This window comes from Actinoplanes sp. NPDC048967 (assembly GCF_040649415.1).
Lineage (GTDB): Bacteria > Actinomycetota > Actinomycetes > Mycobacteriales > Micromonosporaceae > Actinoplanes.
Window position 1 is genome coordinate 26,830 of record NZ_JBEZFL010000013.1, and the last position, 21,937, is coordinate 48,766.

General features: G+C 72.8%; 20 protein-coding genes. 8 read left to right on the forward strand and 12 right to left on the reverse strand.

The genetic code is table 11. The annotated features are described in order from the left end of the window. The 3 genes from adh to AB0C12_RS39430 form a co-directional block, all read right to left on the reverse strand. Positions 1 to 1,524, reverse strand: coding sequence for an aldehyde dehydrogenase (gene adh, locus AB0C12_RS39420; RefSeq protein WP_360555818.1), 1,524 nt, complete (start codon positions 1,522 to 1,524; stop codon positions 1 to 3). A 38-nt stretch (positions 1,525 to 1,562) separates the two neighbouring features. Then, positions 1,563 to 2,837 (reverse strand): GAF domain-containing protein, encoded by a 1,275-nt coding sequence (locus AB0C12_RS39425; RefSeq protein WP_360555820.1) that lies wholly within the window; start codon positions 2,835 to 2,837, stop codon positions 1,563 to 1,565. 72 nt (positions 2,838 to 2,909) lie between these two features. After that, positions 2,910 to 4,055, reverse strand: coding sequence for an SUKH-3 domain-containing protein (locus tag AB0C12_RS39430; RefSeq protein ID WP_360555822.1), 1,146 nt, complete (start codon positions 4,053 to 4,055; stop codon positions 2,910 to 2,912). Positions 4,056 to 4,112: 57 nt separating this feature from the next. Here AB0C12_RS39430 and AB0C12_RS39435 point away from each other — a divergent pair, with 57 nt between their 5' ends. Continuing rightward, positions 4,113 to 5,549: an aldehyde dehydrogenase family protein gene (locus AB0C12_RS39435; protein WP_360555824.1), complete on the forward strand. Its 1,437-nt coding sequence runs from the start codon at positions 4,113 to 4,115 to the stop codon at positions 5,547 to 5,549. Here the strand turns inward: AB0C12_RS39435 and AB0C12_RS39440 are convergent. Continuing rightward, a complete protein-coding gene (locus AB0C12_RS39440; protein ID WP_360555826.1) occupies positions 5,546 to 6,064 on the reverse strand; it encodes a GNAT family protein in 519 nt (172 codons plus the stop codon). The genes AB0C12_RS39435 and AB0C12_RS39440 overlap by 4 nt on opposite strands. A gap of 114 nt (positions 6,065 to 6,178) precedes the next feature. On the opposite strand from AB0C12_RS39440, the gene AB0C12_RS39445 reads away from it, so the two are divergent. Then, on the forward strand, positions 6,179 to 6,733 hold the full coding sequence (locus AB0C12_RS39445; protein WP_360555828.1) for a DUF3455 domain-containing protein: 555 nt from the start codon (positions 6,179 to 6,181) through the stop codon (positions 6,731 to 6,733). Positions 6,734 to 6,901: 168 nt separating this feature from the next. Further along, positions 6,902 to 7,804, forward strand: coding sequence for a polysaccharide deacetylase family protein (locus AB0C12_RS39450; RefSeq protein ID WP_360555830.1), 903 nt, complete (start codon positions 6,902 to 6,904; stop codon positions 7,802 to 7,804). Here the strand turns inward: AB0C12_RS39450 and AB0C12_RS39455 are convergent. Further along, positions 7,785 to 8,150 (reverse strand): DUF3499 domain-containing protein, encoded by a 366-nt coding sequence (locus tag AB0C12_RS39455; RefSeq protein ID WP_023358955.1) that lies wholly within the window; start codon positions 8,148 to 8,150, stop codon positions 7,785 to 7,787. The genes AB0C12_RS39450 and AB0C12_RS39455 overlap by 20 nt on opposite strands. 295 nt (positions 8,151 to 8,445) lie before the next feature. Between AB0C12_RS39455 and AB0C12_RS39460 the strand changes: the two genes are divergently transcribed. Next, positions 8,446 to 8,811: a metallopeptidase family protein gene (locus tag AB0C12_RS39460; RefSeq protein WP_203773585.1), complete on the forward strand. Its 366-nt coding sequence runs from the start codon at positions 8,446 to 8,448 to the stop codon at positions 8,809 to 8,811. A gap of 33 nt (positions 8,812 to 8,844) precedes the next feature. Here the strand turns inward: AB0C12_RS39460 and AB0C12_RS39465 are convergent, their stop codons facing one another. The 4 genes from AB0C12_RS39465 to AB0C12_RS39480 all read right to left on the reverse strand — a co-directional run bounded on the left by AB0C12_RS39465 (position 8,845) and on the right by AB0C12_RS39480 (position 13,853). After that, a complete protein-coding gene (locus AB0C12_RS39465) occupies positions 8,845 to 9,102 on the reverse strand; it encodes a WhiB family transcriptional regulator (RefSeq protein ID WP_015619224.1) in 258 nt (85 codons plus the stop codon). Between the two features lie 313 nt (positions 9,103 to 9,415). Continuing rightward, on the reverse strand, positions 9,416 to 11,929 hold the full coding sequence (locus AB0C12_RS39470) for a bifunctional FO biosynthesis protein CofGH (protein WP_360555832.1): 2,514 nt from the start codon (positions 11,927 to 11,929) through the stop codon (positions 9,416 to 9,418). A 117-nt stretch (positions 11,930 to 12,046) separates the two neighbouring features. After that, entirely contained in the window at positions 12,047 to 12,823 is a 777-nt protein-coding gene (locus AB0C12_RS39475) for a hypothetical protein (RefSeq protein ID WP_360555833.1), read from the reverse strand. 64 nt (positions 12,824 to 12,887) lie between these two features. After that, positions 12,888 to 13,853 carry a hypothetical protein gene (locus AB0C12_RS39480; RefSeq protein WP_360555835.1) on the reverse strand — a complete coding sequence of 322 codons (966 nt, stop codon included), beginning with the start codon at positions 13,851 to 13,853 and terminating at the stop codon, positions 12,888 to 12,890. Positions 13,854 to 13,997: 144 nt separating this feature from the next. Between AB0C12_RS39480 and cofD the strand changes: the two genes are divergently transcribed. The 3 genes from cofD (at position 13,998) to AB0C12_RS39495 (ending at position 16,748) form a co-directional block, all read left to right on the forward strand. Continuing rightward, the gene (gene cofD, locus AB0C12_RS39485) at positions 13,998 to 14,954 is read left to right on the forward strand and encodes a 2-phospho-L-lactate transferase (RefSeq protein ID WP_360555837.1); all 957 of its coding nucleotides are present in this window, start codon (positions 13,998 to 14,000) and stop codon (positions 14,952 to 14,954) included. Then, positions 14,954 to 15,985, forward strand: coding sequence for a coenzyme F420-0:L-glutamate ligase (locus tag AB0C12_RS39490; RefSeq protein ID WP_360555839.1), 1,032 nt, complete (start codon positions 14,954 to 14,956; stop codon positions 15,983 to 15,985). Before cofD ends, AB0C12_RS39490 begins: the two co-directional genes overlap by 1 nt. 199 nt (positions 15,986 to 16,184) lie before the next feature. Beyond that, on the forward strand, positions 16,185 to 16,748 hold the full coding sequence (locus AB0C12_RS39495) for an NUDIX hydrolase (RefSeq protein WP_360555840.1): 564 nt from the start codon (positions 16,185 to 16,187) through the stop codon (positions 16,746 to 16,748). A gap of 54 nt (positions 16,749 to 16,802) precedes the next feature. Here the strand turns inward: AB0C12_RS39495 and AB0C12_RS39500 are convergent, their stop codons facing one another. After that, a complete protein-coding gene (locus tag AB0C12_RS39500) occupies positions 16,803 to 17,918 on the reverse strand; it encodes a sugar phosphate nucleotidyltransferase (protein WP_360555841.1) in 1,116 nt (371 codons plus the stop codon). Between the two features lie 45 nt (positions 17,919 to 17,963). Then, entirely contained in the window at positions 17,964 to 19,109 is a 1,146-nt protein-coding gene (locus AB0C12_RS39505; protein WP_360555843.1) for a glycosyltransferase family 1 protein, read from the reverse strand. A 172-nt stretch (positions 19,110 to 19,281) separates the two neighbouring features. On the opposite strand from AB0C12_RS39505, the gene AB0C12_RS39510 reads away from it, so the two are divergent. Continuing rightward, on the forward strand, positions 19,282 to 20,010 hold the full coding sequence (locus AB0C12_RS39510) for a TIGR03089 family protein (protein ID WP_360555845.1): 729 nt from the start codon (positions 19,282 to 19,284) through the stop codon (positions 20,008 to 20,010). Here the strand turns inward: AB0C12_RS39510 and AB0C12_RS39515 are convergent. Then, positions 19,981 to 21,924, reverse strand: a complete 1,944-nt coding sequence (locus AB0C12_RS39515) for an acetoacetate--CoA ligase (protein ID WP_360555847.1) — start codon at positions 21,922 to 21,924, stop codon at positions 19,981 to 19,983. The genes AB0C12_RS39510 and AB0C12_RS39515 overlap by 30 nt on opposite strands. Positions 21,925 to 21,937: the final 13 nt, after the last annotated feature.

Below are 21,937 nucleotides of genomic sequence, written 5' to 3' on the forward strand. Positions count from 1 at the left end.
CTAGAAGAATCCCATGGCCTTGGGCGAGTAGCTGACCAGCAGGTTCTTGGTCTGCTGGTAGTGGTCCAGCATCATCTTGTGGTTCTCGCGGCCGATGCCGGACTGCTTGTAGCCGCCGAACGCCGCGTGCGCCGGGTACAGGTGGTAGCAGTTGGTCCACACCCGGCCGGCCTTGATCGCCCGGCCCGCCCGGTACGCGGTGTTCATGTCCCGCGTCCACAGGCCGGCGCCGAGGCCGTAGAGGGTGTCGTTGGCGGTCTTGATCGCGTCGGCGTAGTCGGAGAACGAGGTCACCGACACCACCGGGCCGAAGATCTCCTCCTGGAAGATCCGCATCGAGTTGGCGCCCTCGAAGACGGTCGGCTGCACGTAGTAGCCGCCGGCCAGGTCCCCGCCGAGGTCGGCCCGGGCCCCGCCGGTGAGCACCTTGGCGCCCTCCTGCCGGCCGATGTCGAAGTACGACAGGATCTTCTCCAGCTGGTCGTTGGAGGCCTGCGCGCCGACCTGGGTGTCGGTGTCCAGCGGGTTGCCCTGCTTCATGTTCTCCACGCGCTTGACGCCCGCGGCGAGGAAGTCGGAGTAGTGGCCCTGCTGGATCAGCGCGCGCGACGGGCAGGTGCAGACCTCACCCTGGTTCAGGGCGAACATCGAGAAGCCCTCGAGCGCCTTGTCCATGAAGTCGTCGTCCTGCGCGCTGACGTCGTCGAAGAAGATGTTCGGGCTCTTGCCGCCGAGCTCCAGGGTCACCGGGATGATGTTCTCCGACGCGTACTGCATGATCAGCCGGCCGGTGGTGGTCTCACCGGTGAACGCCACCTTGGCCACCCGGTTCGAGGAGGCCAGCGGCTTGCCGGCCTCGACGCCGAAGCCGTTGACGATGTTCACCACGCCCGGCGGCAGCAGGTCGGCGACCAGCGACATCCAGTAGTGGATGGACGCCGGGGTCTGCTCGGCCGGCTTGAGCACGACGGCGTTGCCGGCGGCCAGCGCGGGCGCCAGCTTCCAGACCGCCATCAGGATCGGGAAGTTCCACGGGATGATCTGGGCGACCACGCCGAGCGGCTCGTGGAAGTGGTAGGCCACGGTGTCGTCGTCGATCTCGCCGAGGGTGCCCTCCTGGGCCCGCAGCGCGCCGGCGAAGTAGCGGAAGTGGTCGATGGCCAGCGGGATGTCGGCGGCCATGGTCTCGCGGACCGGCTTGCCGTTCTCCCAGGTCTCGGCGACGGCGAGCTGCTCGAGGTTCGCCTCCATCCGGTCGGCGATCTTGTTGAGGATGTTCGCCCGCTCGGAGACGGACGTGCGGCCCCAGGCGTCGGCCGCGCCGTGCGCCGCGTCGAGGGCCCGCTCGACGTCGTCGGCGGTGCCCCGGGCGATCTCACAGAAGTTCTGGCCGTTCACCGGCGAGGGGTTCTCGAAGTACTGGCCCTTGACAGGAGGTACGTACTCGCCACCGATCCAGTGGTCGTAACGGGATTCGTAGCTGACGACCGCACCGTCGGATCCGGGCGGGGAATAGATGGTCATGCGCGTGTCCCTCCGTACCAGTTCGGGTACGGGTGACGTTAGTTACGGCGACGTTGCAAGACCGTTGCGAGCCCGTATTCCGCCGTGAGCGACGCGATCCGCCGGGTGGCCAGCGAGAGGGCCGGCGAGTGGGGTGGCAGGACGGCGGCGTAGGCCTCCCACATCGACAGGTCCTCGGCACCCCAGGGGCTGGTCACCCAGGACTGGATCAGGGCGGGGTCGGCGCGGCGCAGCACCGCGTCGCGCAGGCGGGAGTCGATCAGGCGGCGCAGCCGGGCCACGCCGGGGGCGTCCGAGGACGGCAGCAGCGGTCCGGCGTAGGCGGCCAGAGCCTCGGCGACCAGGCCGCGTTCCAGCAGGCGGGTCACGGTCAGGAAGTCGGCGTCGACCTCGGCGCGCAGCCGGTAGGGCCGGGAGTCCAACAGCTCGGGACCCAGGACGCGGCGCAGCCGGGAGAGTTCCGCGCGCACGGTCACCGGGTTGAGGTCGTCGGCGTAGAGATCCACGGCGAGCTGGTCCCCGGTGCGGCCCTCGGGATGAAGCAGCAGCAGGACCAGCAGCTCCGAATGCCGGCGCCCCAGCCGGTGCGGCCGGCCACCGATCGAGAGGACGGCGTCCTCGCGGCCCAGGGCCGACACCGTCGCGCCGCGCGCGGGCTGACCGGCACCCAGGTACGCCTCGGCGGCCAGCGCGGTGGCCCGGACCAGGGCCAGGCTGTGCGGGTTGGCCAGGTGATCGCCGCCGGTCACGTCGATCGCGCCCAGCAGCCGGCCGGTCGCCGGGTCGTGGATCGGCGCGGCGGCGCAGGTCCAGCGCTGCACGCCGCGGCTGAAGTGCTCGGTGGCGAAGATCTGCAACGGGTGGTCGACGGCGAGTGCGGTGCCCGGCGCGTTGGTGCCGGCGTGCGCCTCGTCCCAGCGGGCGCCGGGGACGAAGTTCATCGACTCGGCGCCGCGCAGCACCGACGCGGTGCCCTCGACCCAGAGCAGCCGCCCGTACGCGTCGCAGACCGCCATCAGGTGGTCGCCGTCGTCGGCCAGCCCGCCGAGCAGGTCCCGGAAGATCGGCAGCACCCGGGCCAGCGGGTGCGCGGCCCGGTACGCCTCCAGATCGCCGTCGCTGAGCTCGATGGGCGCGGTGCTGTCCGGGCTGACCAGCGCACCGGCCGAGCGCCGCCAGGACGCGGCCACCACGTCACGCACCTGGGTCACCGGTTGTTCACCGGTCACGAACCGCTCGTGGGCCCGGCCCACCTGGGTGATCCGTTCCGCGGGGTCGGTGCCGAGGGCGAGCGCGAGCCACGGGTTGGACATGCGCACCTCCAGTCCCGTCCATCGTGACCCGCATCACGCCCTACGACAACCACCTGTTCAGCGGGCCCATGATCAGCCTTCGACCCGGGGAGCGGACCGGCCCAGCAGCAAGGTGTCGAGGGCGGCGGGCAGCCCGGTGCCGAGTGACCACTCGCCGGACTCGTCGATCAGGAACACCCGCCCCGCGGGGTCGATGGCCAGCAGGCCCTCGTAGCCGGCGGTGCCGAGCGGGAAGAGCGGCGCACCGACCCGCCGCGCCACCCGGCCCAGCGTGTCGGCGGTGTCGGCCACCCACCCCGGATCGATGTGGAACGGCGCCGTCCGCACCGAGCGGCCGGGCACCTGGACAGTGGAATCCGCCCCGAGATACTGCTCGAGCGCCTCGACCGCGGCCGGGGAGACCGTGTGCTCGTGCTCGACCCCGCGGACGGCCAGCACCTGCTCGATCCGCTCGGCGACGCGCGCCTTGGCCGGGGCCGGGCGGCGGTGCAACCGGCGGCGCGCGAGCCGGCGTTGCCAGGCGGAGTCACCGGCCTGGCGACCGGGCCGGTCCGACGGCCACAGCGGCCGGTAACCGAGGACCTCGGCGCAGGTGGCGCACGGTCCGCCGTTGGCATGGCCCTGACGCGGATCGGAGGGCTCCCGCACCCGCCACAGCCGTACGTGCGGGGCGACATCGCCGGGATCGCTGACGAGCTGCCCGAACGCCACCAGCTCGGGATGCCACTCGGCGCCGCGGACCCGGGCCCGGGCCGGGACGGCGCTGAGCCGGGCCTGCACGAGCGGATGCAGCTCCGGCGGCTCAGCGGTGCGGACGCTGCTCGCATGCACGGTCGCGGACGACTCCAGCGCCACCTCCGCGACCGCTCCCGGCGCCTCGACCGCCGCGCCGCCGAAGCCGGGCCGTGGTGGCACACCCCGTTCGTGGTCGAGCTGCTCGCGGTACTGATCGTCCAGGTAGGCCGGGTTGGCGAAGCTCACCACCCGGCCGGTGACCTTGTCGACGAACGTGGCGTAGCTCGCGCGGACGCCGGGCGCCTGCACGGACCAGCCGAGCTCGTCCTCGTGCAGCACCACCTGCCCGGGCTCGCAGCCGGCGCGCTCCGCCCAGCGCAGCGCGATGCGTTCGAGCACGTGCGGCGGCAGGTCATGGGCGTCCGCCGGAGTGTCACGGCGCTGCAACGTCACACCGCTGGGCAGCACCAGCTGCATAGTCATCGATCCTCCCGGGCCGAGCGCCGACCATACCGGCGGGCGGCGACATAGGCTGGCCGGGTGGACAGCACAGCGTTCTATGTCGCGGGCGAACCAGCGCACGGTGACGACGAAGTCACGGTGACGCACCCGTACGACGGACGGCCGGTCGGGCGTACCACCTGGGCCACCGCGGCCCAGGTCGAAGCCGCGGTGGCGGCAGCGGCCGAGGTCGCCGACCGGGCCGCGGCCCTGCCCGCGCACGTGCGCGCGACCGCCCTCGACCACGTCTCGCGCCGGCTCGCCGAACGCCGCGAGGAGATCGCCACGCTGATCACCGCCGAGAACGGCAAGCCGCTGAAATGGGCCCGGCTGGAGGCCGACCGGGCCGTGTCGGTCTTCCGGTGGGCGGCCGAGGAGGCCCGCCGGTTCGCCGGCGACCTGCAGCGCCTCGACACCGATGCCGGCGGGACCGGCCGGCTCGCCCTGGTCAAGCGCGTGCCGCGGGGGCCGGTGCTGGGCATCTCGCCGTTCAACTTCCCGCTCAACCTGGTCGCCCACAAGATCGCCCCGGCGATCGCGGTGGGCGCGCCGATCGTGCTCAAGCCCGCGCCGGCCACCCCGCTGACCGCGCTGCTGCTCGGCGAGCTGCTGGCCGAGACCGACCTGCCGGCCGGCATGTTCTCGGTGCTGCCGGTCCCGAACGACCGCGCCGCCGCGCTGGTCGCCGACCCGCGCCTGCCGATCGTGTCGTTCACCGGCTCGGGCCCGGTCGGCGCGCAGATCCGCCGGTCCGCGCCGGACAAGCACGTGACGCTCGAGCTGGGCGGCAACGCGGCGGTCCTGCTCTGCGGCGACTACGGCAGCGACGCCGACCTGAGCTGGGCGGCGCAGCGGGTGGCGACGTTCGGCACCTACCAGGCGGGCCAGAGCTGCATCGCGGTCCAGCGGGTCTACGTGCACGCGAGCCTCACCGGCTTCGTGCCGCGGCTGCTCGACGCGGTGCACGCGCTGCGCACCGGCGACCCGCAGGACCCGGAGGTCGAGGTCGGCCCGATGATCAGCGAGGACGCGGCGAAACGCGTCGAGGAGTGGGTCGACGAGGCGGTGGCCGCCGGCGCGACCGTGGCGGTGGGCGGCAAGCGCGACGGTGCGACGTACCCGCCGACGGTGCTGACCGGCGTCCCGGCCGATGCCAAGGTGGTCACCGAGGAGATCTTCGGGCCGGTCCTGGTGGTGGCCGAGGTGAGCGACGACGCCGCGGGCTTCGCGGCGATCAACGACTCGGCGTACGGGCTCCAGGCGGGCATCTTCACCCACAGCATCCAGACGGCGTTCGCCGCGCACCGTGACCTGAAGGTCGGTGGCGTGATCGTGGGCGACGTCCCGTCGTACCGGGCCGATCAGATGCCCTACGGCGGGGTGAAGGGCAGTGGTGTGGGCCGGGAGGGCGTGGCCAGCGCGATGGACGACTACACCGAGCCGCGCGTCATGGTGCTGACCGGCATCGACCTCTAGACGGCCACCGAGGGGTCGGTGCGCAGCCGGCTGTAGAGCAGTCCGTCGCGCCACTGGCCCGCCCGGAACACCGCTGACCGGACCGTGCCCTCGAGTTGGAAGCCGGCTTTGACCAGCGACTTCTGCTCGGCCACGTTCTCCGGCTGGGTGCCCGCCTGGATGCGCTGGGCCGGGGTGTGCAGGAAGAGGTAGTCGCAGAGCATGGCCTGGGCCCGCCAGCCGAGGCCGCGGCCGCGCCACTGCGGGAGCAGCACGATGCCGATCTCCCAGTAGCTCGCCGAGCCGCCGTACCGGCCCTCGGACCAGGTGACGAAGCCCGCTGCCTGGCCCTCGGTGGCGACGATGAGCCGGCCGTTGTCGGTGCCGAGATAGCCGTCCTGGGCGAAGCGGCGGTCCTGGGCCCGCGGATCACGGAAGCCGAACCAGTCGTTGCCGATCAGGCCGGGCTCGACGGCGAAACGCCGCAACATCGGCAGGTCCGCTTCGGTCACCGGGCGCAGGTCGAGGTCTGTCATCCACACAGGATCGTCTATCCGGGCAATGCCCGACGACTTTCGGGCAACCGGCCATCCGTGGTCGCGTGGTGCCCGTACTGGGGTGCGACATACCTATCGGAGGAGATCACTGCCATGCCCCGTACCCGAACCCGCGTCCGTGCCCTGACCATGGCCGCCGCTGCCACCGTGCTGGTGGGCGTCGGCGCGATCAGCTACAACGCGTCCGCCGCCGAGCTCACCCCGGGCGCCCGGCCGCGGCCGAGCGCTTCGCCGTCGGTGATCGACCCGCCCGCGGGCGCGGTCCGGCTCGGCAGCTACCGGGTCGTCAGGGGCACCCAGACCTACACCTGCACCGGCGGTGTCTTCACCGGAGGCTCCGTGCCCGAGGCCAAGCTGGCCGGCCCCGGTGGCCTGCTGCACCACTTCAAGGGCCCGAGCTGGCAGTCCGAGCGCGACGGTTCCCTGGTGACGGCGACGAAGACGGCGGAGCGGGCGCGCGCCGGCACGATCGCCGAGCTGCTGCTCACGATCGACACCCACAGTGGCCCGGCCAACGGCCTGCTGGCCAAAGCCACCCACATCCAGCGGCTCTACACCTCCGGCGGCGTGGCTCCGGCCGGCGCCTGCACCGACGGCACGACCAAGGCGGTCCCCTACGGCGCCCTGTACGTGTTCTGGAGCAAGTGATCCGCTGATCCGACCGATCCGGCCGGGGGCGTTGCCCCTTCGTCACCGGCCGGACGGGATCTTCTCCCCGATGAGTGCCAGCCCTGCGGGGGATCGAACTTCGCGGCGGCGTACGGGACCATATTTCCTCCGTCCTCGTTGGTGACTGGCGGACGGAGTTTGTCGGCGATGCGTACCCCCAAGGTGTTGCTGCTCGGCCTCGCGCTGAGCGTCCTGGCCGGCTGCGGCACAGCCGTGGCCGCCGAGAGCGACCCGCGCTGGGTCAGCGCCCCGGCCACCTCGGCCGCCCCGGCGCCGTCGCGGACCACCGCCGCGGCCCCGGCACCGACCAGGCCGGCCCGGCACGAGCCCGCCCCGGCGAAGCCCGCCGCCGTCCCCGTGAAGGGCCGGACCCCTGCGCGCAAGAAGCCGGCGAAACGCGTCCCGGCCCACGCCGACGGACCGGCCGGCAGCCTGATGCGCACCGGCGGCGCCGCGGTGGCGCTGACCTTCGACGACGGACCCGACCCGGTGCAGACGCCGCGGATGCTGGACCTGCTCAAGCAGAAACGGGTCAAGGCCACCTTCTGCGTCGTCGGGCAGAACGTCGCGGCGTACCCCGGGCTGGTCCGGCGGATCGCCGCCGAGGGCCACACCCTGTGCAACCACACCTGGCGGCACAGCCTGACCCTCGGTAAGAAGAAGCCCGCGGTGATCCGGGCGGACCTGCAGCGCACGAACGACGCCATCCGGCGGGCCGTGCCCGGAGCCCGGATCAGCTACCTGCGGGCGCCGGGCGGGAACTTCACGCCGGCCTTCGTGGCCGCCGCCGCCGAGCTGGGCATGACATCGATCTACTGGCAGGTCGACCCGCGCGACTGGGAGCACCCGGGCGGCGAGTCGGACGCGGCGCACCGGGCCAAGGTCGTGCACGCGGTGAAGAAGCACGTCGGCAAGGGCGCGATCGTGCTGTCCCACGATTACGGGCAGCCGGCCACTGTCTCGGCGTACCGGGAACTGATCCCGTGGTTGCAGAAGCGCTACCGGCTGGTGGCGCTGCCCAGCCAGGGACTCAGTGCGAGGGCGGGATGACCCGCAGGTGGCCGCGGCGGCCGGTCTGGTGCCCCGGCAGATTGTCGTGCTCCTCCGGGCGGGGCGGCGGCGCCGGACGAGCCGCCTCACGGACGGCATCGGCCAGTGCGACGAGGTCGTCGGTGGTGGGCGGCGGCGGGGCGAAGTCACCGTCGTGGCGCACCAGCTCCCACCCGCGCGGCGCGGTCAAGCTGCGGGCGTGCGGCTCACACAGGTCGTACGTGTGCGGCTCGGCGAACGCCGCCAGCGGGCCGACCACCGCGGTCGAGTCGCTGTAGACGTAGGTCAGAGTGGCGACCGCCTGTCGGGGACAGCCGTTCCGGGAGCAGCGCCGTGGTGACCTCACGGCGGCACGTTATCTCCCCGCGGCGGCCGGTAGCCGCGACACGCCGACCCACCATGCATCACGATTTCGACATGGCGCACCGACACGCCGTCCCAATGGGACGAATTCCCGGCAACGAAACGCGGTGGACACAGCCTGACCACGGGAGACGGCCCGTGCGGGCTAGGCTGACGGCGTGACTACCAGCCCCGACCGCCGCCGGTCCGGCGCCGATCCCGGCCGGTCGGCCCGCACCGCCGGGCCCGGCCGGCCCACCCGCCGCGATCGTCACGGGCGCGGCCTGCGCGGCCGGCTCGTGCCGGCGACCGTGCCGCTCGCCCGCACCAAGGCCGAGATCTTCGACGACCTCGTCCTGGACACGGTCGAGGGCCTCGAACGGCGTTACGCCAAGGAGCTCGCCGGCGTCGAGTTCGCCGTCGAGGACGTGCCCCCGGAGCTGAACGTCTACGACTCCGACGTGCTCGAGGACGGCGAGGTCCCCCTGGCCCGCCTGCTGCCGGGCCGGCCCGGACGCCAGGAGCTGCCGCCGCGGATCGTGCTCTACCGGCGGCCGCTGGAATTCCGGGCGATGGACCGCGAGGACCTCGCCGACCTCGTGCATGACGTGATCATCGAGCAGGTCGCCAACCTGCTGGGTGTGGATCCCGACGAACTTTCCTGAAGACGGCCCCCCGGCGTCCGCAGGAAGGTCGCGTCAGGCCACGCGCCGCTTGAGCTTGCGACGTTCGCGCTCGCTGAGCCCGCCCCAGATACCGAAACGCTCATCGTGACCGAGCGCGTACTCCAAGCATTCCGCCTTGACGTCGCACCGGCCGCAGATCCGCTTCGCCTCGCGCGTCGAACCGCCCTTCTCCGGGAAGAAAGCCTCTGGATCGGTCTGCGAGCACAGGGCCCGCTCCTGCCACTCGGGCGCGTCCCCGAGCAGGTCCACCCCTTCAACCTGCGCTTCCATCGGCGTGCCTCCTTTTCCGCGCCGGCAGCGATGCCTGCGCTGACCCCCCACGCACGCGGCGTGTTTCTTGCGGGAAATACGCGGTTCGCGACGCGCCTTTCCCACAACCCCACCGAAATTACACGCGTGTAAGACGTGCGTCGTCAAGCCGAACCTGATAAATAGGCCCGTTTCCCCGAGGCGCCATGGCGGCCTCGCGGTCCCGTTCCAGCCCTATCTGTCCGGGCCACCGGAAGGTAACGCGAGGTCGGCGCGTCGAGTCCAAATTACCCCATTTTGTGACCTGTTGACTAGGGGTGTCCGAGAGGGTGATCTAGCGGCGGCCGTAGACCGTGGTGCGCTCGGCCGCCGGCCGGCCGGCGGCCGCTGCCAGCTCTTTCAACTGCGCGACCGTACGGGCCGAGCCGTGCTCCGACCCGGCCATCCGGGAGATCGTCTCCTCCATCAGGGTGCCGCCGAGGTCGTTGCAGCCGCCGTTGAGCATCGCGATCGTGCCCTCGTCACCGAGCTTCACCCACGAGCACTGGATGTTGCCGATCCGGCCGTGCAGCAGGATCCGGGCCATCGCGTGGACCACCCTGTTCTCCCGCCAGGTCGGGCCGGGGCGGGCGATGCCGGCCAGGTAGATCGGGGCGTTGGTGTGGATGAACGGCAGGCCCACGAACTCGGTGAAACCGCCGGTCACGTCCTGGATACCGGCCAGCACCCGGAAGTGGCCCAGCCACTGGCGGGGATGGTCGACGTGGCCGTACATCATCGTCGAGCTGGACCGGATGCCCACCTGGTGCGCGGTGGTCACCACGTCGATCCAGGCCGAGGCGGGCAGCTTGCCCTTGGTCAGCACCCAGCGCACGTCGTCGTCGAGGATCTCGGCGGCGGTGCCCGGGATCGTGTCGAGCCCGGCCTCGTGCAGCTCGGTCAGCCACTCCCGCACCGACACGCCGGCCTTGGCCGCGCCGGTGACGATCTCCATCGGGGAGAACGCGTGCACGTGCATCCCGGGCACCCGGCGCTTCACGGCCCGCACCAGGTCGGCGTACGCGGTGATCGGCATCTTGGGGTCGATGCCGCCCTGCATGCAGACCTCGGTGGCACCGTCCCGCCACGCCTCCTCGGCCCGATCGGCGACCTGCTCCACGGACAGCCGGTAGGCGTCGGCGTCCTGCTCGCGTTGCGCGAACGCGCAGAACCGGCAGCCGACGTAACACACGTTGGAGAAGTTGATGTTGCGGTTGACCACGTACGTGACGTCCTCGCCGTTGACCTCTTTGCGCAGGTCGTCGGCGAGGCGGGCCAGCTCGTCCAGGGCGGAACCGTCCGCGTTGAACAGCGCCATGGCCTGGACCTCGTGCGCCGGATCCAGCAGGGCGGCCGGATCCTCGGCGGCCAGCTTGAGGCCGGCCAGCACGTCGGACTCGATGCGCGGCACGACCTTGCCGGCACCGGCGGCGACGGCCTCGGCGGAGATGTGCGCGGCCACCTCGTCCCAGTCGCCGTACACACTGTCGAAGTCGCCGCGGCGGTCACCGGTGCGGCCCTCGGTGTCGATCGTGGCGAAGAGGTCGGTGCGGCCGCTCGCGTACGCGTCGTCCGGCTCCTGCCAGGGCAACCCGGCCGGCCTGGCCTCCTCGCGGGCCAGCCCGGTCGCCGGGTCGGCCAGCGCGGCCACATGCGCGGCCAGGCGCGGGTCGAGCCAGCTCTCGCCGCGGCGGACGTACTCGGGGTAGATGGTGAGCCGCTCACGCAGCTCGAAGCCGGCCGCCCGGGACTGCTCGCGCAACGCCTCGATCTGCGGCCACGGGCGCTCGGGATTGACGTGGTCGGGCGTCACCGGGGAGACGCCACCCCAGTCGTCGATGCCCGCCCGCAGCAGCAGGGCGTATTCGCCGGCGATGAGATTGGGCGGGGCCTGGAGGCGGGCGCGGGGACCCATGATGATCCGGGCGACCGCCACCGTCGCGGCGAGCTCCCGCAACTCCGCGTCGGGCATGCCCCGCATCGCCGTGTCCGGCTTGGCGCGGAAATTCTGGATGATGACTTCCTGGATGTGGCCGTACTCGCGGGCACTGCGGCGCATCGCGAAGACGGCGTCGATCCGCTCGGCCGGCGTCTCGCCGATGCCGATCAGGATGCCGGTGGTGAACGGGACCCCGACCCGGCCGGCGTCATCGAGCACCCGCAGCCGGACGGCGGGCTCCTTGTCGGGCGAGCCGAAGTGCGGGCCGCCGGGCTCGGACCAGAGCCGGGTGGCGGTCGTCTCCAGCATCATGCCCATGCTCGGCGCGACCGGCTTGAGCCGCTGCAGGTCGGCCCAGCTCAGGACGCCCGGATTGAGATGGGGCAGCAGCCCGGTCTCCTCGAGCACGGCGATCGCGCAGGCCCGCACGTAGTCCAGGGTCGAGTCGTAGCCGCGCTCGTCGAGCCACTGCCGGGCCGCCGGCCACCGCTCCTCGGGCCGGTCGCCCAGGGTGAAGAGGGCCTCCTTGCAACCCTGCGCGGCGCCCTCCCGGGCGATCGCGAGCACCTCGTCGCGCTCCAGGAACGCCGCCGGCAGCCGGTGCGGCACCGTCGCGAAGGTGCAGTAATGGCAGCGGTCGCGGCACAGCCGGGTCAGCGGGATGAAAACCTTCTTCGAGTACGTGACCACGCCAGGGCGGCCCGCCTCCCGCAACCCGGCGTCACGCACCCCGCCGGCCACCGCGAGCAACTCGTCGAACAGCGGCCCGTCGGCGGCAAGCAGAGCCGTCGCCTCACCGGCATCGATCGCCTTACCATCGGTCGCCCGCTTGAGCGCACGACGGATGCTGGCCTCAGTCACGTCTGCCACCTGTGCAGCCTAGGCCGGATCGAGAGCAACTGCGGCCGGGGCGACCTGCCGGCGGCAGTGGTCTGGAACACGCCTGGCGGCCGATGCCTCTGCTCCCCCGGTCCGGTCTGCCTTCGCTCACGCCGGCTCGGCGGCGGCCGGGAGGGTGTCGTCCCGGTGCTGCGCGTGGACCGCGGCCCGCAGCAGGGCGGCGTCGACGGCTACCTGGCGTTGCGCTGCCCGGAGGGCCGACTCGCGGACCAGTTGGGCCTCGCGGTCGCGTTTCCGGAGGGCGCCTTGCCGCTGGGCTGCTTCCTCGGCGTCCAGTCGTCGGGCTGCTTGGGCCGCGGTCAGGCGGGCGGCGGACTCGGCGGCGGCGAGACGTCGGGCTGCCAGCGCTGCTGTCCGGCGGGCGGCGGCTTCGGCTTCGTTCCGGCGCTGGGCTGCGAGGGCCACGGCCTCGCGGGCGGCGGCTTCCGCGCGATCCAGGCGCTGCGCTGCGGGGATCACGGCCTCGCGGGCGGTGGCCTCGGCGCGATCCAGGCGCTGGCTGGCGAGAAGGGCGGCTCCGCGGGCGTTGGCTTCCGCGCGGTCACGACGTTGTTCCGCGAGGAGCGCGGCCTCGCGGGCGGCGGCTTCCAGGTGGCCGCGGCGCTGCGCCGCGAGAGACGCGGCCTCACGGGCGGTGGCCGCCGCGCGATCGCCGTCTTGCGCCGCCGCCTCCCGAGCGCGGGCCGTTCCGCTGTCGCGGCTCTGCGCTGCGAGTACCGCAGCCTCACGAGCGGCAGCCTCCGCGTCGGCGCGAGGCTGGGATGCGGGCTCGTTGTTTCGCTGGCTGGGCACGGACGGCTGGGGGTGAGTGACCTGCCCGGCCGGGCGGCGCGATCCCGCGTCGGCGGTTTCGTGCGCTTTCACGCTCAGTCTCCATGGGAACAGCGACGGCGCCCCGGGTGGGGCGCCGTCGGCGGGTCGGGTTCGGTCACTGGCGGGGCGGGGGCTCCTCGCCCACGACGCGGGTGCGGTCGGCGTCGTCCGGGTTGTGGTGCGGGAGCGCCTGCGTCGGATCCGCATAGCCACCCGGCTGCTGCTGGGACTGGCCATAGGCCGGCGGCTGGCCGTAGGCGCCCGGTGCCTGCGGGTGGCCCGGCGCCGGGGCGAACGGTCCGGGCGGCGTGCCCGGCGCAGGCTGAGCCGACGCCGGCGGGGCCGAAGCGGGCGGCGCTGACGCGGGCGGCGCCGAGGTCGGTGCTCCCCACCCCGGCCCGGCCGGCGGCTGACCCCACTGGCCTGGCTGCTGCGGGGCGGGCTGCTGCGGGCCGGGCTGGGCGTAACCGGGCTGACCCGGCGGCGGCGCGAAACCGGGCTGACCCGGCTGCTGCGGGTAACCAGGCTGCCCGTACGGCTGCTGCTGCCACTGCTGCGGCTGGCCGTACATCCCGGGCTGGGCCTTCGGCTTCGGCGTGTAGAACAGGTTCCGCCAGATCAGGAACACCGCGTACGCCGCCGCCGCGAACACTGCCAGCCAGGCTGCGCGGACCAGGAACTCTTCGAACGCCACCCGGACGCTCCAGCCGGCGATCTTCACCAGTGCGATCAGGAAGCCGAAGATGATCGCGAAGAACGCCGCCACCGCGTACTCCACCAGGGCGGCGATCGTGATCAGCCTGGCGTGCTTGTGCACCGGCTGGACCAGGGTCGCCAGCAGCACCGCGGCCAGCGGCAGGGCGATCAGCTCGATGTTGACGAAGCTGTAGAAGCTGTTCTGCACCCGGGTGAGGAAGTCCTGGCCCACCCCGGACGGAATCAGCCGGATCACCGCGACGAACAGCCAGATGGCGGGCGCCGCCACCAGGGCGTACGCGGTGAGGTCACGCAGCGGCCGGATCACCTGGGCAACCGGGCGCCCCGGGGGCTGTGCGGGCTGCGGCGGCGGTGTGCTGGTCACAGCTGAACTCCTGACACGGGAAGAGGGACACGGGGACGAGACGGACGGGGATGGAGACAAGCCGGCTCAGCCTAGACCCGATACGCACATCACACCCGCGCCCCGTGGGCCGCAGATCCGGCCGGGGTGCGCAAGGATGGTCGGATGCGGATCGTGGTCCTGACCGGGGGGATCGGCGGCGCCCGGTTCCTGGTGGGTGTGCGCGCCCACGCGCGGAAGATCGGTGCCGACGTCACGGCGGTCGTGAACGTCGGTGACGACGTGCGCATGCACGGCCTGCAGATCTGTCCCGACCTGGACAGCGTGATGTACACGCTGGGCGGCGCAGCCGACCCCGAACGCGGCTGGGGCCGCGTCGGGGAGACCTGGGTGGTCAAGGAGGAGCTGGCCAGATACGCCGCCGAGCCGACCTGGTTCGGCCTGGGCGACAAGGACACGGCCACCCATCTCGTACGCACGACGATGCTGAACGCGGGCTATCCCCTGTCGGCGGTGACCGCGGCCCTGTGCGAGCGCTGGCAGCCGGGCATCACCATGCTCCCGGCCACCGACGACCGGCTGGAGACCCACGTGGTCGTGGAGGTCGAGGGCGAGCGCAAAGCCATCCACTTCCAGGAGTGGTGGGTGCGCTACCGCGGCGACGTGCCGACGCACCGTTTCGTCTTCGTGGGGGCGGAGGCGGCGAAACCGGCGGCCGGGGTGCTGGAGGCGATCGGCAACGCGGACGTCGTACTGGTGGCGCCCAGCAACCCGGTGGTCAGCATCGCGCCCGTTCTCGCCGTACCGCTGCTCAAGGAGGCCGTGCTGGACGGCCCGGCGCCGGTCGTCGGGGTTTCGCCGATCATCGGCGGCGCGCCGGTGCGCGGGATGGCCGACCGCTGCCTGGCGACGCTCGGCGTCGAGGTCAGCGCGGCCGGGGTCGGCGGCCTGTATGCCGGCCGCACCGACAACGGCCTGCTCGACGGCTGGCTGGTCGACACGACCGACGAGGGCACCACGATCCCGGGCGTGACGACCCGGGCGGTGCCGCTGTGGATGACCGACGAGGACAGGACGGCGACGATGGTCGCCGCGGCCCTGGAGCTGGCGGGGGTCGCCTGATGGACGGTCTCGAAGTGCTGCCGGTGCGCGGCATCGGCGACGTGACGGCCGGCGACGACCTGGCCGCGCTGATCACCACCAACGCGCCCTGGCTGCGCGACGGTGACGTCCTGGTGGTGACCAGCAAGATCGTGTCGAAGGCGGAGGGCCGGCTGGTCGAGGTCCCGGCCGACGGCCCGGAGCGCGAGGAGGCCCGGGAGCGGGCCCTGATGGCCGAGACCCGCCGGGTGGTGGCCCGCCGCGGGCCGACGGCGATCGTGCAGACCCACCACGGCTTCGTGATGGCGGCGGCCGGCATCGACGCGTCCAACGTCGACAAGACCCACCTGGTGCTGCTGCCGGCGGACCCGGACGCCTCGGCCCGCGCTCTGCGCGACGCCCTGCTCGAACGCGGCCTGCGGGTCGGCGTGATCGTGTCGGACACGATGGGCCGGGCCTGGCGCAACGGCCTGACGGACGTCGCGCTGGGTGCGGCCGGCATCGAGGCGTTCCGCGACCACCGGGGCGAGATCGACCCGTACGGCAACGAGTTGCAGCTCACGCAGATGGCCGTGATCGACGAGCTGGCCGGGGCGGGCGAGCTGGTCAAGGGCAAGTGCGACCAGGTGCCGGTCGCGGTGGTGCGCGGTTACCCCGGAGCGGGGGCGGACGAGGGTGCCGGCGCGGTCGCTCTGCTGCGCGACGCGGCCAGCGACATGTTCTCCCTGGGTACGGCGGAAGCCCAGGCAGCCGGCCTGCGCGCCGCGGCGACCCTCCCGGACCGCCCGGCTGCCGAGGTCCCCCGGGCAGCTGACGAGGCGGCGATCAGCCGCGCGCTGAGCACTGTGGCGGAATCGCTCGCCGAGGGCACGGCCGTGGAGACGACGTCGGCGGGAGTGCTGCGCTGTTCTCCCCCGGACGTGACGGCGGCCGGCCTGATGCGCTTCGGCGCCGACGTCCATCGGCTGCGGGCGGCGCTGTCCGCGGAAGCCCTGTCGTCGACCGTCACCTACGACGCCACCACCGCCGTCCTCACAGTCTCCCGAGCGTGACCAGCCTGCCCCTCGCCCCGACCACCCGGCCGGCGCGCCTCGCCGGCGCGGCAGGCCGATCGCCGGCCACGCGAAAGCCGATCGCCCGCCGGACGCAGGCCGATCGCCGACCGCACGACAGCCGATCGCCGATCGCCGATCGCCGGCCGCATGAAAGCCGATCGCCGGCCGATTGCCCGACCTTGAGAAGGATGATGCCTTGACCCTGTTCGACAATGCCGTCGAGACGCTCGGCCGCTGGGACGCCACCTCCGAGGCGGCCGACCTCGCGCGCAAGCGCACCCTGGAGCTGCTGGCCGCCGGCCCGGTCGCGATGACCCGCGCGTACCGGCCGGGCCATGTCACCGCCAGCGTGCTCATCGTCGACGAGCAGCGCCGCGTGCTGCTCTGCCTGCACGGGCGCCTCGGCATGTGGATGCAGGTCGGCGGCCACTGCGAGGCCACCGACGGCACGCTGGCGGAGGCCGCGCTGCGGGAGGCGACCGAGGAGTCCGGCCTCGCCGGCCTGCGGCTGGACCCGGACCCGATCGACGTCGACATCCACCCGGTGACGTGCGCGCCGGCCACCGGCGAGCCGGCCGGGCCGACCCATCACCACGACGTGCGCTTCGTCGCCGTCTGCCCGCCCGGCGCGGTCGAACAGATCAGCGACGAGTCGGCCGATCTGGCCTGGTTCACCGCCGACAACCTGCCCACGCCCCTGGCCGACGGCGTGGTCCAGCAGCTCGCGCCGGCGTTCGGCCGGCTCACGCCGAGCAGCTAGCCGACCGCGGGCGGCCACGCCGATACGGCCGCCCGGGGCGGCACCGCGGACGGGCTAGATGTAGTGCAGTTCGCCCTTGTTGCGCAGGTCGTCGACCAGGGACTTCACTTCCTGGGCGCGGTCGCGCGGGCAGACCAGGACCGCGTCGGGAGTGTCCACGATGATCAGGTCGCGGACGCCCAGCGCGGCCACCAGCCGGCCCGAGTTCGGGACCACGACCAGGTTCTCGGTCTCGCGCAGCAGCACCGACTGCTGACCCGACACGTCCTGGCCGACGACCACGTTGCCCGCGTTGTCCGCCGCCAGCACCTCGCCGAGGGTGTGGAAGTCGCCGACGTCGTTCCAGCCGAAGTCGCCCGGGACCGTGCCGACCCGGCCGACCGCGGCCGCGCCTTCCATCACCGCGTAGTCCACCGAGATGCGGGGCAGGGTCGGCCAGGCCTCGCCCAGGACCTCCTCGCGGGACGGCGAGTCCCAGGCCTGGGCGATCCGGGCGATGCCGGCGTGCAGCTGCGGCTGCTGACGGGCCAGCTCGGCCAGGAAGACGTCGACCCGCCAGACGAACATGCCCGCGTTCCACAGGTAGTTGCCGGACTTCACGTAGCTCTCGGCCACGTCGTACGAGGGCTTCTCCTTGAACTCCTCGACCGCCAGCACCGAACCCTCGCCGACCGGGCCGCCGCACTGCACATAGCCGTAGCCGGTCTCCGGGCGTGTCGGGGTGATGCCGAGGGTCATCAGCAGTCCCTGCCGGGCCCCGGCCATCGCCTGCTCGATCACCTCGATGAAGCGGGGGCCGTCCGCGATGAGGTGGTCGGCGGCGAACGAGCCCATCAGGGCCTCCGGCTCGCGGCGGGCGATCACGGCTGCCGCGAGGGCGATGGCGGCACAGGAGTCACGGGGGGACGGCTCGACGATGATGTTCTCGACCGGGACCGCGACGAGCTGGCGGGACACCTCGGCCGCGTGCGCGACGCCGGTCACCACCAGCACCTTGTCCGGGGCGGCCAGCGGGGCCAGCCGCTCGACGGTCGCCTGGAGCAGCGAGGCGTCCGTACCGGTCAGCGGGTGCAGGAACTTGGGGTGACCGGCCCGCGAGAGCGGCCATAGACGAGTACCACTGCCACCTGCGGGAATGACGGCGTACAGGGCGCCCTGGTTCTCACTCATGCGCACGGAGTGTAACGAGCGCAGGTTACCGTTGGGCGCCAAGTGTCACGCCGCCACCCTGTTCCAGGTCGCGACGTGCACCTCGGCGCTGGTCGACCAGTTGAATTCCTTGGCCCGGTCGAAGCCCGCCTTGGCCAGGGTGAGCCGGCGGGGCTCGTCGTGCAGCAGGTCGGCGAGGTCCTCGGCGATCCGGTCCGGGTCCTCGGTCGTGTACGCCACCGCGTCGCCGCCGACCTCCGGCAGGGACAGCCGCGGCGTGGTGAGCACCGGCGTGGCGCAGGCCATCGCCTCGAGGATGGGCAGACCGAAACCCTCGCCGAAGGACGGGTAGCAGGCCACCAGCGCGCCGCCGAGGAAGCCCGGCAGGTCCGCGTACCGCAGATAGCCGGGGCGCAGCAGGCGCAGGTGCGACGGCACCTCGGCCACCGCCCGGTCGATGTCGTCGTCGTGGCCCTGGCCACCGGCGATGACCAGCGCCGGCGGGTGCGGCCAGTCGGCGACCGCGCGGGCCCAGCCGCGGATCAGGTTGGGCACGTTCTTGCGGGGCTCCTTGGCCCCGAGGAAGGCGACGTAGCCGGCGTCGGTGAGGCCGAGGCGGGCGCGGACCCGGGCCTTCTCCTCCTCGGTCGGCGCGTGGAACGCGGTGTGGTCGACGCCGTGGTACGCCACGTCGATGTGCGTGGGGTCGGCGTCGAGCAGCCGGATCAGCTCGTCACGGGTCGCCTTGCTGGGCACGATGACCCGGGCGGCCCGGCGCAGCGAGGTCTTGATGGCGCTGCGGAAGAACGTCCGCTTGGTGTTGTCGTAATGCTCCGGTTCGGTGAAGAACGTCGCGTCGTGCACAGTCACCGTGACCGGGCAACCGGCCCGCAGTGGACACGTGTAGAAGGGTGAGTGCAGCACCTTGGCCCCGACCTGCTGGGCCAGCAGCGGCAGACCGGTCTGCTCCCAGGCCAGCCGGGCCGGGCGGTGCGCGACGGCGGACGGGCCGGCGATGACCTCGGCGCCGGTGAGCATCCGGGAGTAACGCTCCGCATCCGAACGCTGGGCCACGACGGCCAGGTCCACCCGCTCCGGGCCGATGGTGGCAAGAGCACCCAGGAGGCCGTCGACGTATCTGCCGACACCACCCCGGTCGGCGGGGACGCTCGTGGCGTCGACGAGGACTCGGGGCGGACGACCGGCGGTCACGTGGCAACTCCTCGGGGGCTGTGGGCCAGACCACTGGCAAGGGTACGCCGCTCGATGGGTCTCGTGTCGACCGCGACACCGCCGGACTTCCGACGTTCGCGTGTCCGTCGCACGGCCGCGCCGAGCCGAGATCAAATGGTCACCCACCGTCAACGGACTATCGTCAGCACCGATGATTGACACGATTCCGGCGGCCCTCGCGGCGGCCGTGCGCCGCGACCCCACCACTCCCCTGCTGACCTGGTACGACGACGCGAGCGGGGACCGCACCGAGCTGTCCGGCGCGACGATGGACAACTGGGTCGCCAAGACGGCCAACCTGCTGGTGGACGGCGTCGGCCTGGGCTCGGGCGACTCGGTGGCCGTCCTGCTGCCGCCGCATTGGCAGACGGCCGCGGTGCTGCTCGGCGGGTGGGCGGCCGGGCTCGCCGCCGACCTGGGCCCGGACCCGCAGCCGGTGGAGGTGCTCTTCACCACACCCGGGCACGTGGAGATCGCGGCGGCCTGGTCCACCGGCGACCGGTACGCGACCGGCCTGCTCCCGCTGGCCGCCCCGCTGCGCCAGGTCCCGCCCGGCTTCATCGACTACACCGTCGAGGTCCGCGGCTTCGGCGACCGGTTCGTCGCGTCGGCCCCGGTCGGCGCGAACGACCGCGCGCTGGCCGGCCCGATCGAGGAGAGCCATCTCTCGGTCTGCCGCACCGCCACCGAGCGCGCCGCCGAGCTGGGCATCAAGCCCGGCGACCGGGTGCTGGTCGACGCCCGCGCCTATCCCGACCCGGCCGACTGGCTGCTGGCGCCGCTCATCGCCGGGGCCAGCATCGTGCTGTGCGGCAACCTGGACCCCGCGAAGGTCGAGGCCCGGGCGCAGTCAGAGAAGGTCACGCTCCTGCTGACGTGAGGCCGCCAGCCGCTCGAAGGCGGTCAGCGACTCCGGGTTGACCAGGGCGCCCGTGGCGGCGGCCCGGTCGGCCGGGGTGCCGGTGAGGATGCGTTTCACCGGGACCTCCAGCTTCTTCGCCGACAGCGTGCGCGGCACCGCGCGTACCTGATGGATCTCGTCGGGGACGTGCCGGGGCGACAGTGCCGCCCGCAGCTCGCCGCGGATCCGGCCGCGCAGCTCGTCGCCGAGCTCCAGGCCCTCGGTCAGCACCACGAACAGCAGCAGTTCGTCCTGGCCGTCGGCGTCGAGGTGCACGACGACCGAGTCGACGATGCCGGGCACGTTCTCCACCACTGTGTAGAACTCGGCGGTGCCCAGCCGCACCCCGCCGCGGTTCAGCGTGGCGTCGGACCGGCCGGTGATCACGCAGGTGCCGTCCTCGGCGATGGTGATCCAGTCGCCGTGGCGCCACACGCCCGGGTAGACGTCGAAGTACGCCTCGAAGTAGCGCCGCCCGTCCGGGTCGTTCCAGAAGCCCACCGGCATGCTCGGCATCGGCGCGGTCACCACCAGCTCACCGAGCTGCCCGAGCACCGGCTTGCCGTCGGCGTCGTACGCCTCCACCCGCGCACCGAGCGCCCGGCAGGAGATGACGCCCTCGATCACCGGCAGCAGCGGGGTGCCACCGACGAAGCCGGTGCACACGTCGGTGCCGCCGGACAGCGACTGGAGCTGGGGGCGGTCGCCCAGCGCCTCGTACACCCAGTGGAATCCCTCGGCCGGCAGCGGTGCACCGGTCGAACCCACTCCCCGGATCGCCGTCGGCGGCGGGACGACGCCGGCCTTGCGGCACGCCATCAGGAACGGTGCGGACGTACCGAAGTAGGTGATGCCCTGCTCGGCGGCGAGCCGCCACAGCGCGCCCAGGTCGGGGTGGCCCGGGTTGCCGTCGAACAGCACGATCGCCGCGCCCACCGCCGGGCCGGAGACGAGGAAGTTCCACATCATCCAGCCGGTGGTGGTGAACCAGAAGAACCGGTCGCCGGGGCCGAGGTCGTGGTGCAGGGCCAGCATCTTGAGGTGCTCGAGCAGGATGCCGCCGTGGCCGTGCACGATCGGCTTGGGCAGGCCGGTGGTGCCGGAGGAGTAGAGGACGTAGAGCGGGTGGTCGAACGGGACCGCGGCGAAGGTCAGCGGGTCGTCGCCGTCCAGCCCGGCCCAGTCCCCGCCGCCGTGCAGATAGCCGATGCCGATGAAGTGCTCGACGCTGGGCAGTGCGGCGCGGATCTCGGCGACCTCGGCGCGGCGGTCCACCGGCTTGTCGCCGTAGCGGTAGCCGTCGACGGCGACCAGCACCTTCGGCTCGATCTGGGTCCACCGGTCGATGACGCTGCGCGAGCCGAACTCCGGCGCGCACGAGGAGAAGACCGCGCCGAGGCTGGCGGTCGCCAGCATCAGGACGTACGTCTCCGGGATGTTCGGCGCGTAGGCCGCGACCCGGTCGCCCGGGCCGACGCCGAGCCGGCGCAGCCCGGCCGCGACCCGCCGGACCTGGTCGCGCAGCTGCTGGGCGGTGAGGGTGACGGGCTCCCGGGTCTGGGAGTACGCGAGGACGACCGGATCGTCGTCGGCCAGCCCGGGCATCCGCAGCACGTGCTCGGCGTAGTTGAGCGTGGCGCCGGGGAACCAGCGCGCGCCCGGCATGCTCGCGTCGGGCAGCGTGGCGGTCGGCCCGGTGTGCGCGATGACGTCGAAGTAGTCCCAGACCGCCCGCCAGAAGCCGGCGAGATCGGTGACCGACCACTGCCACAGCTCGGCATAGTCGGCCGCCTCGACCCCGCGCTCGGCGCGCAGCCAGGTCAGGAACCGGCCCATCCGGGATGTCTCGAGGACGTCCGCCGGCGGGGTCCACAGCACTGTGCCCGTCGTCATGCGCCCACCTTAA